This is a genomic window from Brevundimonas guildfordensis (assembly GCF_014836405.1).
Taxonomy (GTDB): domain Bacteria; phylum Pseudomonadota; class Alphaproteobacteria; order Caulobacterales; family Caulobacteraceae; genus Brevundimonas; species Brevundimonas guildfordensis.
Window position 1 is genome coordinate 596400 of sequence record NZ_JACSQU010000001.1, and the last position, 13627, is coordinate 610026.

General features: G+C 66.4%; 15 protein-coding genes. 12 read left to right on the forward strand and 3 right to left on the reverse strand.

The window, feature by feature from the left end; all coding sequences use genetic code 11:
• Window positions 1-145 precede the first annotated feature (145 nt).
• From H9656_RS02875 to H9656_RS02925, 11 genes are read left to right on the forward strand one after another with little or no spacing between them, the layout of a single operon-like run.
• Window positions 146-604, forward strand: a complete 459-nt coding sequence (locus tag H9656_RS02875; RefSeq protein WP_191742754.1) for an Rrf2 family transcriptional regulator — start codon at window positions 146-148, stop codon at window positions 602-604.
• Window positions 601-1737, forward strand: a complete 1137-nt coding sequence (locus H9656_RS02880) for a cysteine desulfurase family protein (RefSeq protein ID WP_191742755.1) — start codon at window positions 601-603, stop codon at window positions 1735-1737. Before H9656_RS02875 ends, H9656_RS02880 begins: the two co-directional genes overlap by 4 nt.
• 3 nt (window positions 1738-1740) lie before the next feature.
• Window positions 1741-3207 (forward strand): Fe-S cluster assembly protein SufB, encoded by a 1467-nt coding sequence (gene sufB / locus H9656_RS02885; protein WP_191742756.1) that lies wholly within the window; start codon window positions 1741-1743, stop codon window positions 3205-3207.
• A 21-nt stretch (window positions 3208-3228) separates the two neighbouring features.
• Entirely contained in the window at window positions 3229-3978 is a 750-nt protein-coding gene (gene sufC / locus H9656_RS02890) for a Fe-S cluster assembly ATPase SufC (protein ID WP_191742757.1), read from the forward strand.
• The gene (gene sufD / locus H9656_RS02895; RefSeq protein ID WP_191742758.1) at window positions 3975-4997 is read left to right on the forward strand and encodes a Fe-S cluster assembly protein SufD; all 1023 of its coding nucleotides are present in this window, start codon (window positions 3975-3977) and stop codon (window positions 4995-4997) included. Before sufC ends, sufD begins: the two co-directional genes overlap by 4 nt.
• A gap of 14 nt (window positions 4998-5011) precedes the next feature.
• Window positions 5012-6229 carry an aminotransferase class V-fold PLP-dependent enzyme gene (locus H9656_RS02900; protein WP_191742759.1) on the forward strand — a complete coding sequence of 406 codons (1218 nt, stop codon included), beginning with the start codon at window positions 5012-5014 and terminating at the stop codon, window positions 6227-6229.
• A gap of 5 nt (window positions 6230-6234) precedes the next feature.
• Window positions 6235-6633, forward strand: a complete 399-nt coding sequence (locus H9656_RS02905) for an SUF system Fe-S cluster assembly protein (RefSeq protein WP_191742760.1) — start codon at window positions 6235-6237, stop codon at window positions 6631-6633.
• 10 nt (window positions 6634-6643) lie between these two features.
• The gene (locus H9656_RS02910; protein WP_191742761.1) at window positions 6644-7042 is read left to right on the forward strand and encodes a HesB/IscA family protein; all 399 of its coding nucleotides are present in this window, start codon (window positions 6644-6646) and stop codon (window positions 7040-7042) included.
• A gap of 1 nt (window position 7043) precedes the next feature.
• On the forward strand, window positions 7044-8033 hold the full coding sequence (locus H9656_RS02915; RefSeq protein WP_191742762.1) for a methionine ABC transporter ATP-binding protein: 990 nt from the start codon (window positions 7044-7046) through the stop codon (window positions 8031-8033).
• Window positions 8033-8689: a methionine ABC transporter permease gene (locus H9656_RS02920; RefSeq protein ID WP_191742763.1), complete on the forward strand. Its 657-nt coding sequence runs from the start codon at window positions 8033-8035 to the stop codon at window positions 8687-8689. Before H9656_RS02915 ends, H9656_RS02920 begins: the two co-directional genes overlap by 1 nt.
• A gap of 20 nt (window positions 8690-8709) precedes the next feature.
• A complete protein-coding gene (locus H9656_RS02925) occupies window positions 8710-9519 on the forward strand; it encodes a MetQ/NlpA family ABC transporter substrate-binding protein (protein ID WP_191742764.1) in 810 nt (269 codons plus the stop codon).
• On the opposite strand, the gene H9656_RS02930 is transcribed toward H9656_RS02925, so the two are convergent.
• From H9656_RS02930 to H9656_RS02940, 3 genes are all read right to left on the reverse strand, one after another.
• Complete coding sequence (locus H9656_RS02930; RefSeq protein ID WP_191742765.1) at window positions 9516-10313, reverse strand: lysophospholipid acyltransferase family protein; 798 nt, start codon at window positions 10311-10313, stop codon at window positions 9516-9518. The two genes, H9656_RS02925 and H9656_RS02930, sit on opposite strands and share 4 nt — an antisense overlap.
• 49 nt (window positions 10314-10362) lie before the next feature.
• The gene (locus tag H9656_RS02935) at window positions 10363-11421 is read right to left on the reverse strand and encodes a GGDEF domain-containing protein (RefSeq protein WP_191742766.1); all 1059 of its coding nucleotides are present in this window, start codon (window positions 11419-11421) and stop codon (window positions 10363-10365) included.
• Window positions 11422-11501: 80 nt separating this feature from the next.
• Window positions 11502-13010 carry a DEAD/DEAH box helicase gene (locus tag H9656_RS02940; RefSeq protein ID WP_191742767.1) on the reverse strand — a complete coding sequence of 503 codons (1509 nt, stop codon included), beginning with the start codon at window positions 13008-13010 and terminating at the stop codon, window positions 11502-11504.
• Window positions 13011-13224: 214 nt separating this feature from the next.
• On the opposite strand from H9656_RS02940, the gene H9656_RS02945 reads away from it, so the two are divergent.
• A complete protein-coding gene (locus tag H9656_RS02945) occupies window positions 13225-13599 on the forward strand; it encodes a hypothetical protein (RefSeq protein ID WP_225212199.1) in 375 nt (124 codons plus the stop codon).
• The last annotated feature ends 28 nt before the right edge of the window (window positions 13600-13627 follow it).

Sequence of the window (13627 nt, forward strand, 5' to 3'; positions counted from 1 at the left end):
TACGATCAACAGTGGTTTCGCGAGCGGATAATACTTGACCACTCAGGTAGGACTTTCTAAGTCCCCCTGCGCGATGCGCTCGCCAGCAAGGCCGGGGGTCTTAGCACAGCGAGCCTGAAAAGCGGTAGAATTTTGAGGTACTGGGATGCGTCTGTCGACCAAGGGACGTTACGCCGTCATGGCGATGGCCGATCTGGCGAAGAACGGCAGCGATCGGGCTGTCTCCCTGGCTGAAATCGCGGCCCGTCAGGAGATTTCGCTCAGCTACCTGGAGCAGCTGTTTGCGCGGCTGCGCAAAGGCGGTCTGGTGAAGAGTGTGCGCGGGCCCGGCGGCGGCTATCGCTTGGCTAGGACAGCGGGCGAGATGGTGGTGGCCGACATCGTCCTCGCGGTCGACGAGCCGATCCGCGCGACCCGCTGCGCCGCTCATGGCACGCCGCGCGGCTGTATGAACGGCGGCGCGCGCTGCATCACCCACGATCTGTGGGAAGATCTAGGGGCGGAAATCCATCGCTATCTGTCGGGCGTCAGCCTCGCCGACGTGGTGGAGAAGCGGACGGGCCGGGCGCGTGTCGGCGCGGGCTCGATGGAGGCCGCCGCATGAGCGTCTACCTGGATTACAACGCCTCGGGCCTCGTTCGCCCCGAAGTTCAGGAAATCATGGCGAAGGCCTTGGCCGACAACGGAAATCCTTCTGCCGTGCACGCCGCCGGGCGTCGCGCCCGTGCACGGGTTGAGACGGCGCGGGCGCAAGTGGCCGATCTGGTGGGCTCCGATCCGACGGCGATCATCTTCTCTTCGGGCGGCACTGAGTCCAACGCACAGGCGATCCACAGCGCCCTGGCGGCCGGCTGCGAGCGACTGATCGTCGGGGCGACCGAGCACCCCTGCGTGGCCGAAGCCGCCGCCGTCAGCGGCGTTCCGGTCGAGGTGCTGCCGGTGGATGCGAACGGCGTCGTCGACCTGCACTGGCTGTCCGAGGCGCTGGCTCGTCCGGGCCGCGCGGTCGTCGCCATCCACCACGCCAACAATGAAAGCGGCGTGATCCAGCCGATCGCCGAGGCGGCGAAGCTGGTCCATGCGGCGGGCGGCTGGCTGCACGTCGACGCCATTCAATCGGCCGGCAAGATTTCGGTGACGATGAAGGCGGTGGGCGCTGACAGTCTGACACTCTCGGCGCACAAGCTTGGCGGGCCGCAGGGCGTGGGTGCGCTGGTGCTCAAGGACGGCGTATCGGCCGTCCGCATCCTGCACGGCGCCGGTCAGGAGCGCGGCCTGCGCGCTGGAACTGAGAATGTGCCGGGCATAGCCGGCTTCGGCGTCGCGGCTGACTGCGCGGCGCGCGATCTGGACGCCGCCATGGCGCACGTCGCCTGGCGCGATGCGGCTGAAGCCAAGGTCAAGGCGGCGGGCGCGACGATCATCGGCGGCGCGGTCGAGCGTCTGCCCAACACCCTGTTCATGGCGGTTGAGGGCTGGGACAGCCCGCAACAGCTGATCACCCTCGATCTGGTCGGCGTCATGGTCTCGGCCGGTTCGGCCTGTTCGTCGGGCAAGGTCAAGCCGTCCAAGGCGATCAGCGCCATGGGCCTGCATCATCTGGCGACCGGCGGCGTGCGCGTCTCTGGCGGCTGGGGCACGACCGAGGCCGACTGGTCCCGCTTCGCCGACGCCTGGGTTGCGGCCTGGGACAAGCATAAGGCGCGCCTGCAAGAGCGCGTGAAGGAAGTCGCGTAAACTATGGCTATCGTACAGGAAACAATCGATACGGTCGCGGAGCTGGAGCGGTACAAATACGGCTTCACCACTGACGTCGAGCAGGAGTTCGCGCCCAAGGGTCTGAACCCCGACATCATCCGCTTCATCTCCGACAAGAAGGGTGAACCGGAGTGGATGCTGGAATGGCGCCTCGCCGCCTATGAGCGCTGGCTGGCGATGGAAGAGCCGACCTGGTCGGCGGTGAAGTACGAGCCCGTCGACTATCAGGACCTCTACTACTACGCCGCGCCGGTGAAGAAGGAGGGGCCCAAGTCGCTGGACGAGGTCGATCCCGAACTTCTGGCCGTCTATGCCAAGCTGGGCATCCCGCTGAAGGAGCAGGAGGTCCTGGCCGGCGTCCAGGGCGCGCCCAAGGTGGCCGTCGACGCCGTGTTCGACAGCGTCTCGGTCGTCACCACCTTCAAGGAGGAGTTGGCCAAGCACGGCGTGATTTTCATGCCGATTTCCGAGGCCTTGCGCGAATATCCTGATCTGGTGCGTCAGTACCTCGGCACCGTCGTGCCGGTCAGCGACAACTATTTCGCGGCCCTGAACAGCGCGGTCTTTTCCGACGGCTCCTTCGTCTACATCCCGCCGGGCGTGCGCTGCCCGATGGAGCTGTCGACCTATTTCCGCATCAACGCCAGCCAGACGGGCCAGTTCGAGCGCACCCTGATCATCGCCGACAAGGGGTCCTACGTCTCCTATCTGGAAGGCTGCACAGCGCCGATGCGCGATGAAAACCAGCTGCACGCGGCGGTCGTGGAGATCATCGCCCTGGACGACGCCGAGGTGAAATACTCGACCGTCCAGAACTGGTACCCCGGCGACGCCGAGGGCAAGGGCGGCATCTACAACTTCGTGACCAAGCGCGCCGACTGTCGCGGCGACCGCTCGAAAGTCAGCTGGACCCAGGTCGAGACCGGCTCGGCCGTCACCTGGAAATACCCGTCCTGCATCCTCAAGGGCGAGGAAAGCTCGGGTGAGTTCTATTCCATCGCCATCACCAATGGCCATCAGCAGGCCGACACCGGCACCAAGATGCTGCACCTGGGCAAGAACAGCCGCAGCCGGATCATCGCCAAGACGGTCTCGGCCGGTAAGTCGGATTCGACCTATCGCGGCCTGGTGTCGATCCATCCCAAGGCGACGGGCGTGCGCAACTTCACCCAGTGCGACAGCCTGCTGATCGGCAAGGAGTGCGGCGCGCACACCATCCCCTACATCGAGGTCCGCAACGGCTCGGCCCAGCTTGAGCACGAGGCGACCACCACCCGCCTGTCCGAAGCCCAGCTCTTCTACGCCCAGCAGCGCGGCCTGTCGGAAGAAGAAGCGGTGGCCCTGTTGGTCAACGGTTTCGTCCGAGACGTCCTGCAGGAACTGCCGATGGAGTTCGCCGTCGAAGCCCAGAAGCTGGTGGCGATCAGCCTCGAAGGCTCGGTCGGCTGAGTGAGTTGAAGAAGAAAAACAATGCTTAAGATCAATAATCTCCACGTCTCTGTCGCCGACAAGCCGATCCTCAAGGGTCTGACGCTCGACGTGCCTGCGGGCGAAGTTCACGCGGTCATGGGGCCGAACGGGGCGGGCAAGTCGACGCTGGGCTACAGCCTGTCCGGTCGCCCGGGCTATGAGGTGACGGACGGTTCCGCCTCGTGGAACGGCATCGATCTGCTGGATATCGAACCGGCCGAGCGTGCGGCGGCGGGCCTGTTCCTGTCGTTCCAGTATCCGATCGAGATTCCCGGCGTGCCGGCCATGACCTTCATCCGCACGGCCCTGAACGCCCAGAAGCGCGCGCGCGGCGAGGATGAAGTTTCGGCCCCGGCCTTCCTGAAGTTGGTCAAGGCGGCGTCGCAGTCGCTGAAGATGGACTTCGACATGCTCAAACGTCCTTTGAACGTCGGCTTCTCCGGCGGTGAGAAGAAGCGGATGGAGATCCTGCAGATGGCCCTGCTGGAGCCGTCGTTGCTGATCCTGGACGAGACGGACTCCGGCCTCGACATCGACGCCCTGCGCATCGTCGCCGACGGCGTGAACGCCATGCGCAGCCCGGAGCGGTCGATGCTGGTGATCACCCACTATCAGCGCCTGCTGGACTACATCAAACCGGACCGCGTGCACGTTCTGGCGGGCGGCCGCATCGTCGCCTCGGGCGGGCCTGAGTTGGCGCATGAACTGGAGGCGGAAGGCTACGACAAGTTCCTGCCGGAGGCGGCATGAAGGCGCTCGCCCGGCTGGACCTGACCGACGCCGCGACCTTTCCCTCGCGGCGGGTCGAGGAATGGAAATACAGTGACCTAAAGCGCTTTCTTCGTGAAGCGCCCGAACTGTCTGGCACGGCCGTCGTCGGCGCGCCGGGGCCGTTCTATGATCTGGGCGGCGACGCCATCGTCTTCGCCAACGGCCGCCCGGTCGGGGTGAAGGACTACATCGCCTCGGGCGATCAGACGCTGCGCCTGCGCTTCATCTCGGATGCGACGGGCACCGGTCATACGGCGTCGGCGCGCATCGTCGCCCGCCCCGGCGCGCGCCTGCTGCTGCTGGAGACGCACGAGGGCAAGGGCTCGGCCTATGTCGCCCACAACAAGGTCGAGATCGACGTCGCCTCCGATGCCGAGGTGACGCGCATAGTCCTGACCGACGAACCGGACGATGCCATTTCTGTGGCCGAGGCCGAGGTCAAGCTGGAGGCCGGCGGCCGGTATCGCCAGATCATCGTCGCCACCGGCGCAAAGCTGCAACGTCTTGAGACCCGCCTGCGTCACGAAGCCGAAGGCGCCGATGCGCGCGTCGACGGAATCTATTTGCTCGGCGGCTCGCGTCACGCCGACCTGACCTCCGTCATCGACCACGTCGGGCCCAACGGCACGACCAGCCAGTTGATCAAGGGCGTCGTCCGCGACGAGGCGCGCGGCGTCTTCCAGGGAAAGATTCTGGTTCAGAAGGGCGCCGACGACACCGACGCCCGCATGGGGCACCACGGCCTGATCACGTCCGAGCGCGGCGAGATCGACGTGAAGCCCGAGCTGATCATCTACGCCGACGAGGTGCAGTGCGCCCACGGCGCCACCGTGGGGACGCTGGACGAAAGCGCCCTGTTCTACATGCAGCAGCGCGGCATTTCGGCGGATGAAGCCCGCGCCCTGCTGACCCAGGCTTTCCTGATCGAGGTCGTCGACCGCATCGAGCATGAAGGCGCCAGAGAGGTGGTGCGGGAATGGCTGACGGCTCGCCTGTGACTCATGCGCCTGTGATGGGGTTCGACCCCTATGCCGCCCGCGCGCAATTCCCGATTCTGTCGCGTCAGGTGAACGGCAAGCCGCTGGTCTATCTGGACAGCGCCGCATCGGCCCAGAAGCCGCGCGCGGTGATCGACGCCATGGTCGCGTCGATGGAAGGCAGCTACGCCAACGTCCACCGGGGCCTGCACACCCTGTCGAACGAGGCGACCGAGGCCTATGAGCGCGCGCGCGAGATCGTCGCCCGCTTCCTGAACGCCCCGTCGCCCGAGACCATCGTCTGGACCAAGGGCGGGACCGAGGCGATCAACCTGGTCGCCAATGGCGTCGGCCTGTCGATCCAGCCGGGCGACGAGATCATCGTCACCGAGATGGAGCACCACTCCAACATCGTGCCGTGGCACCTCCTGCGCGAACGGCGCGGGGCGGTGCTGAAATGGGCGCCGGTCAAGGACGACGGCTCGCTGGACATGGAGGCCTTCCCCGCCCTGCTGGGGCCGAAGACGAAGCTGGTCGCCGTCACCCACATGTCCAACGTGCTGGGCACCATCAACCCGGTCGCCGAGATCACCGGCTTGGCCCATGCGGCCGGGGCGCGGGTGCTGATCGACGGCTGCCAGGGCGCGGTTCACGCGGCGCCGGATGTTCAGGCCATCGGCTGCGACTACTACGTGCTGACCGGCCACAAGCTGTTCGGTCCCACCGGCATCGGCGTCCTGTACGGCACGGCCGAGGCGCTGGAGGCCCTGCCGCCGTATCAGGGCGGCGGCGAGATGATCGAAATGGTCGAGAAGGAGCGGGTGACCTACGCCAAACCCCCGCATCGCTTCGAGGCCGGGACGCCGCCGATCGTTGAGGCCATTGGTCTGGGTGCGGCGTTGGAATGGCTGTCGCAGTATGATCCGGCCGCCGTTCAGGCGCACGAAAAGGCTCTGTATCGCCACGCCGTCGAGCGTTTGGCCGACCATGAGTGGTTGCGCATCCTGGGCCAGGCGGAAGGGAAGGGCGCTTTGCTGACCTTCGCCGTCGAGGGCGCCCACGCCCATGACGTGGCCCAGATCATGGACCGCTACGGCGTCGCCGTGCGGGCCGGACTGCACTGCGCCGAGCCGCTGGCGAAAAGACTGGGCGTGAGCGCAAGCACGCGCGCCTCCTTCGCCCTATATAACACCATGGAGGATACAGACGCCTTCGTGGACGCGCTGATCAAGGCGCGCAACTTCTTCGTGTGACGAGTATGGACGCCAAGACCGACAACGCGATCAGCGACAGCGACGCCTTCGCCGCCAGCTGGGACGAGCCTCAGAAGAGCGCCCTGTCTCAAGCCGAGCTGGACAAGCTGACGGACGACCTGATCGAGGCGCTGAAGACGGTGTACGATCCGGAAATCCCGGTCGACATCTATGAGCTGGGCCTGATCTACAAGGTCGACGTCTCCGACGACCGCGACGTGCTGGTCGAAATGACGCTGACGGCGCCGGGCTGCCCGGTGGCCGGCGAAATGCCCGGCTGGGTCGAGGACGCGGTGAAAAAGGTCGACGGCGTTCGCAGCGCCAAGGCCAATCTGGTGTTCGATCCGCCGTGGGATGCTTCCAAGATGAGCGACGAGGCCAAACTGGCCCTGAACATGTTCTGAGGAGGCCCTGATGACCGAGCTTCAGACCACGACCCGGCCCCGACGCCCCCGACCCAAGGCGGTGACCCTGACGGACGCCGCCGCCGCGCGCGTGCGCGAAATCATGGCCAACGCCGAGAAGGACTATGTGGCCTTGCGCGTCGGGGTGAAGAACGGCGGCTGCGCCGGGCAGGAATACACCTTCGCCTACGCCGAGGAGATTCAGCCCTTGGACGAAGTGGTCGAGGACAAGGGCGTGACCATCCTGATCGACCCGAAGGCCGTGCTGTTCCTGATCGGCAGCGAGATCGATTACGAGACGACCAAGCTGTCGTCCAAATTCGTCTTCCGCAATCCGAACGAGACCGACGCCTGCGGCTGCGGCGAGAGCGTCACCATCATTCCCGCCGCCGCCCTGGACGCCGACTGACATGATCCGACTGGAGCGTGTGACCCGGCGCTATCGCAGCGCGGCGGGCGACCGCACGGCGCTGGACGCCGTCGATCTTCATGTCGCGCGCGGCGAGGTGTTCGGAGTGGTGGGCCGTTCGGGGGCGGGCAAGTCCACCCTGATCCGCGCCATCAACCGACTGGAGACGCCCGATGCGGGCAAGGTCTTCGTCGACGGGCGGGAGATCACCGCCCTGAGCCCCGCCGAGCTGCGCGCGGCACGGCGCGGCATCGGCATGATCTTCCAGCACTTCAACCTGCTGAACGCCAAGACGATCGAGGAGAACGTCGCCTTCCCCTTGAGACTGGAAGGGCGGCCCGAGGCCGAGGTGAAGGCGCGCACGGCCGAACTGCTGGCGCAACTTGGCCTGGCCGACCACGCGAAGAAGCATCCGGCCCAGTTGTCGGGCGGCCAGAAGCAGCGCGTCGGCATCGCCCGCGCCCTGGCCTGCGGCCCCAGCGTCCTACTGTGCGACGAGGCGACGAGCGCCCTGGACCCGGAGACGACCGAGGACATCCTGACCCTGCTGGATGGGCTGAACCGGGATCTTGGTCTGACCATCGTCCTGATCACTCACGAGATGGAGGTCGTGCGCCGCGTCTGCGACCGGGTGGCGGTGCTGAAGGACGGCAAGATCGTGGAGCAGGGCGCGACGGCCGACGTCTTCCTGCACCCGCAACACGCTGTGACCCGCGCCATGCTGGCCGAGGGCGAGGAGGCGGTCGACGCCTCGGTCGCGCCGGCCGGGGCGCGCATGGCCCGCCTGACTTTCCGGGGTGCTGCGACCTACGACCCCGAGCTGAGCCGCGTGGCGCGCACGGCGGGCGTGGACTATTCGATCCTGTCGGGCCGCATCAGTCGCATCCGGGGCGAGCCCTACGGCCAGATGACAGTGGCGTTCACCGGCGGCGACGCCGAGGCGGCTCTGGCGCAACTGGCCGCGCGCGGCGTCGTGGTGGAGACGGTCTGATGTTCGCCAATGTGGATTGGGCCGATATCGGCAAGGCGACGGTCGACACCCTGCTGATGCTGGGCGGATCGATGGCTCTGACCGTGATCCTGGGCGTCCCGCTGGGCGTGCTGCTGTATCTGTCGGGCAAGGGGCGGCTGGCGGACAATCCGGTGCTGAACGCTGTCCTGTCCTTCGTGGTCAATGTGCTGCGCTCGGTGCCCTTCATCATCCTGCTGATCGTCATGCTGCCGCTGACGGTACTGCTGGTCGGCACGTCCCTGGGCGTTGCGGGGGCCATTCCTCCGCTGGTCGTCGGGGCCGCGCCCTTCTATGCGCGCCTGGTCGAGACGGCCCTGCGTGAGGTGGACAAGGGCGTCGTCGAGGCGACACAGGCCATGGGCGGTTCGACCTTCCAGATCGTGACGCGCGCCCTGCTGCCCGAGGCCATGCCGGGCATCATCGCCGGCGCGACCGTCACCGCCATCGCCCTGGTCAGCTATACGGCCATGGCGGGCGTGGTGGGGGCGGGCGGTCTGGGCGACCTGGCCATCCGCTTCGGTTATCAGCGCTTCCAGACCGACGTCATGGTGGTGACCGTAGTTCTGCTGCTGATCCTCGTACAAATTCTGCAGATGATCGGCGACCGTCTGGTCGCTAAGGTCTCGCACCGCTGATTTTATCGAAAGCCCGCTGCATGATCCGCCGTTCGCTACTGCTGTCCGCCGTTGCTGTTCTGACGCTTGCCGCCTGCGGCCAGGGCGCGGACAAGAAGGCAGGGGCTGAGGGCGCCCCCCTGCTGGTCGGCGCCACCGCCGTGCCGCACGCTGAAATCCTGGAGCAGGTGAAGCCGATCCTGGCCGCCGAGGGCGTGCCGATCGAGATCAAGGTCTTCAACGACTACGTTCAGCCGAACGTGCAACTGGCTGAAAAACGGCTGGATGTGAACTATTTCCAGACGAAGCCCTATCTCGACGAGTTCAACGCGGCGCGGGGAACGAGCCTAGTCACCGTCGCAGGCGTCCACGTTGAACCGCTGGGTCTCTATTCGCGCAAACACAAGGCGCTGACGGGCCTGCCCAACGGCGCTCAGGTCGTCTTGCCCAACGACGCCTCCAACACCGGCCGCGCCTTGCTGCTGCTGCAGGCGGCGGGCCTGATCACCCTGAAGGATCCGCAGAACCCGCTCCAGACGGTGCGCGACATCGCCACCAATCCGAAGGGTCTGAAGTTCCAGGAGGTGGAAGCCGCCACCATCCCGCGCATCCTGCCCCAGGTGGACGGCGCGGTGATCAACACCAACTACGCGCTCGACGCCGGGCTCAAGCCCAAGACCGACGCGCTGCAACTGGAAGGGGCCGACAGCCCCTATGTGAATTACCTGGTCGCGCGCCCGGACAACCAGAATGACCCGCGCATCCAGGCCCTGGCCAAGGCCCTGCGCGGCCAGGCGATCAAGGACTTCATCGCCTCCAAATACGAAGGCGCGGTAATCCCGGCGGCCTAGGCCGCGGCGCTGACCGCCTTGGCTGCCGCGGCGGCCGTGGCGGATTCTTCCTTGGATTCGACCAGCACGGCGGGCGTGACCGGCTGTCCCGTCGCTTCGGCGATCAGTTCGGCCGTCTTGCCTTCCACGGCGGCTTCCAGCCGTTCCAGAAACTCAGCCTTGGGCAAACCAGTCGGAATGGGTTCAAGGAATTCCAGCGTCGCCGTGCCGGCATTCTTGCGGAACTCCTCCAGCGGCCAGAACAGGCCCAGATTGGTCGCCAGCGGCACGACCGGCATGTCGAAGTCGCGATACATGTGCCAGACGCCCGAGCGGTAACGGAACTTCTCGCCGACCCGGGCCAGATGGCCTTCTGGATAGATCAGGATCTTGCGGCCCTCGCGATTGGCGTCGGCGGCGCGCTCCTTCAGGGCGGCGCGGGCGGCGTGGCCGCCGCAGTTGTTGACGACGATGGCGCCCAGCTTTTTCAGCACCGTTCCCAGCAGGGGGAACTTCTCGAGGTGGTCGCCGGTGACGAAGGCCACATCGTCGAACTGATCATAGGTGGCGAAACCGTCGCCCCAACTCTGATGTTTCGAGGCGATGATGAAGGCGCCTTCCGGCAGGCGCTCCTTGCCGCGAGTCGCGATGCGGATGCCCGCGAACAGGCTCATGGCCTGCACCATGCGCCGGACATAACGACGGATAATCCAGCTGGTGGCCTTTCGGCCCGGCGCCAAGGCCGCAAAGGCCGCAGCCAGCCCGTAGGTGATGGAAAGCGCCCAATAGGCGATGTTGAACAGCAGGCTTCGCATCAGGCGACTATGGCAGTCTGCATTTCATAGGCGAGCTTAAAGTGAAGCCTCAGGCTGCGTTGGACACGGCCTCGGCGGCGGCGGTGACCTTGTTGCGCCCGCTGCGCTTGGACGCGTAGAGCGCTTCGTCCGCCCGTGCCAGCAACTGCCCAGCGCTTTCCCCCGCGCGGCGCACGCCGAAGCCGACCGAGATGGTGACGGCGCCGAGATCGTCGTTGGTCGAGCGGCGCCGCAGCGCGCGGGAGCCGATTTCCACGCGGACGGAGTTCAGCGCCGCCTCGATTGCGCCTGCGGTCTCACCGGGGAAGATCACGGCGAATTCCTCGCCGCCATAGCGGGCGGCGATCCGCGGCGCGCGCGCCACGCGTCCCAGGACGCTGCCTACATAGCGCAACACCTGATCCCCCGTCTGGTGGCCCCAGGTGTCGTTGAAGCGCTTGAAATGGTCGATGTCGATGATCGCCAGGCCCAGCGAGCCGCCCGCGTTTTCAGATTCATCGCACAGCCGCAGCAGATGTTCGTCGAACGCCTTCCGATTGGCCAGGTTGGTCAGGGCATCCGTCATCGCGTCGCGACGGACCTGCTCCATATGGTCACGCAGCTTGGTGACTTCGCGGTTCGAGGACTCCAGGCGGCGTTCCAGCGCGGCGGTATGGCGCCGGATGCGGCGCGTTGCATGGGCCAGCGAAGCCACCAGGTCGCCAAGATTTCCGGCCTCGCCCGGGTTGGCCATGCGATCCGCGGCCTCGGCCAGGGTGTTGCCATAGGTGACCTGACTCTCGCGCGCCTTGTCGATGGCGCCGGCCACCGCCGCGAGCTCGCGATTCAACACGGCGCCGGCGTCGCGGATCTCTTCGGACAGCCGCCCGCGCGGCAGGAATTCGGCCGCGAGCATCTCAGCGGTTGAGTCGGTAAAGGGTGCACCCGAAGCCAGGAGACGCGAAATTTCCTGCCCCAGGTTTCCTTCCGGATCGCCCAGATAGTGGAGCCACAGTTCGAAGTTTAGCGGCGTCGGCCATACGGAGGCTGCCTGCATGGCGTCCACGGCGCGATGCGCCAGGGTATAGGCTTCCGGACTCCGGACCGTCGTTTCCACCTGGATGGTCATGCCTGAACTGCCCCTACGCTATGTCCCCCGGAAAGCTATACCGGTCTTCCGTAACGCAGGGTTAAGTTGGCAAACCAGCCTTATCCCGCAAGAACCACCGGCCGACGCAGGAAGGCCGGGACCTCATCGCCGAAAGGATTTCCGGCCAAGGTCGACGGCTGGCCATCGTCGCCTGCGTTGGGCTTCTTGGCCGCTTTCTCAGCGGTCTTCGGGCTAGTCTTTTGCTCGGGCGCCGGCGGCGTGGGGCTTTGGGCCCTCTTGCGGCTGCGTGACCGTTGAGCCGGCGCTTCCGCCTCGGGGGCGGGCATGGGGGCCTGTTCGACGAGGACTTCGGCCTCGACGGGCGCAGGCTCAACCGATCGACGCGAGCGGCTGCCGCGTTCGCTCCGTTCGCCGCGCCCACGGCCACGAGCCGAACGGCTGTCGTCGCGGGGGCGGTCCTGGATGGAGGCGAAGTCGATACCGTCCAGCGGCAGTTCAACCGGCTCCTTCTTGATCAGCTTCAGCACCTTGTCCAACGACTTGTCGTCGGACGGCGTCACGATCATGAAAGCCTCGCCCAGTCGCCCGGCGCGGCCGGTGCGCCCGATGCGGTGGACGTAGTCGTCGGCGTGGTGCGGCACGTCATAGTTGAAGACGTGGCTGACGGCCGGGATGTCCAGGCCGCGGGCCGCGACGTCCGATGCGACCAGCAGCTTCAGCGCGCCGCTGCGGAAATCGGCCAGCGTCTTCATCCGCAGCGACTGGTCCAGGTCGCCGTGGATCGGCGCGGCGTCGAAGCCGTGCACCTGCAGCGACTTGGCGACGATGTCGACTTCCGACTTGCGGTTGCAGAAGACGATGCCGTTCTGCACGTCGCCCCGCTCGACCAGGGCGCGCAGCGCGGTGCGCTTGGCCTTGGGGTCCGAGGTCGGCAGGCGGGTGATGTGCTGGGTGATGGTGTCGGCGGTCGTGGCCGGGCGCGACGCCTCGATCCGCGTCGGATCCTTGAGGAACTGCTGCGTCAGGCGCGTGATCTCCGGCGGCATGGTGGCCGAGAAGAACAGGGTCTGACGACGCGGCGGCGTCAGCTTGAAGATGCGCTCGATGTCCGGAATGAAGCCCATGTCCAGCATCCGGTCGGCCTCGTCGACCACCATCAGCTCGACGCCGGTCAGGAGCATCTTGCCGCGATCGAACAGGTCCAGCAGGCGGCCCGGCGTAGCGATCAGCACGTCCACGCCCTTGTTCAGGGCGGCGACCTGGTCGCCCATGGAGACGCCGCCGATCAGCAGCACCCAGTTCAGCTTGGTGCCCTTGGCGTATTTGGCGAAGCTCTCGGCCACCTGGTCGGCCAGTTCGCGGGTCGGCGCCAGCACCAGGGCGCGCGGCATCCGGGCGCGGGCGCGGCCCGAGGCCAGGCGGTCGACCATGGGCAGGGTGAAGGCGGCCGTCTTGCCGGTGCCGGTCTGGGCGATGCCGAGGACGTCGCGCCCGGCGAGGGCTACCGGGATGGCCTGTTCTTGGATCGGGGTGGCGGTCGTGTAGCCAGTATCGGCGACCGCCTGCAGGGTCGTGGGCGAGAGGCCCAGCTTGGAAAATTCAGTCATGCAGTCCTAAGGGACGGAGGATAAACGCCTAAACGTCTTCGGCCTTGCGGAACCGCCCCTCTTGGGCGAGCGGGCGGCGCGCATCGCCAGTCCTGTCCCGGGCCAGGTGCGGTATATGGAAGGCCCTACGCATCAGTCAAGTATTTCCGTTCGGAACCGACGCCTTGGCAATGGCATTGGGCGCTGTATTGTCCGCGCAGGGACGGGAAGAGGAATGCCGATGCGCGCTACCGTATTGATCGCGCTGGCCTTGGTCGCGCCAGGAATCGCTTGGTCTTCTGACCGCGGGCGCGCCGACGCCATGCAGGCCGCCTTCGGCAATACCGTGATTTCTCATTATCCCGACGGCCACTGGGTCAAGCATTGGTTTGACCGCGACGGAGGTTATCGCGCGGAATTCTGGGATGGTCGGAGGCTGACGGCGCGCTGGGTCCGCGAGGGCGACAAGGTATGCCTGAACCAGATTCGGCCGCGAATGATCCTCTCGCGCTTCTGCACGCCGCTGGTGCAAGCCAGCGTGGGCGAAACCTGGCCGGGCCGAGATCCCCTGGGCCGCCGGGTCCGCAATGAGCTGGTCGCGGGGCGGTAACAAAAACGCCCCCGTTCAGCAGAACGAG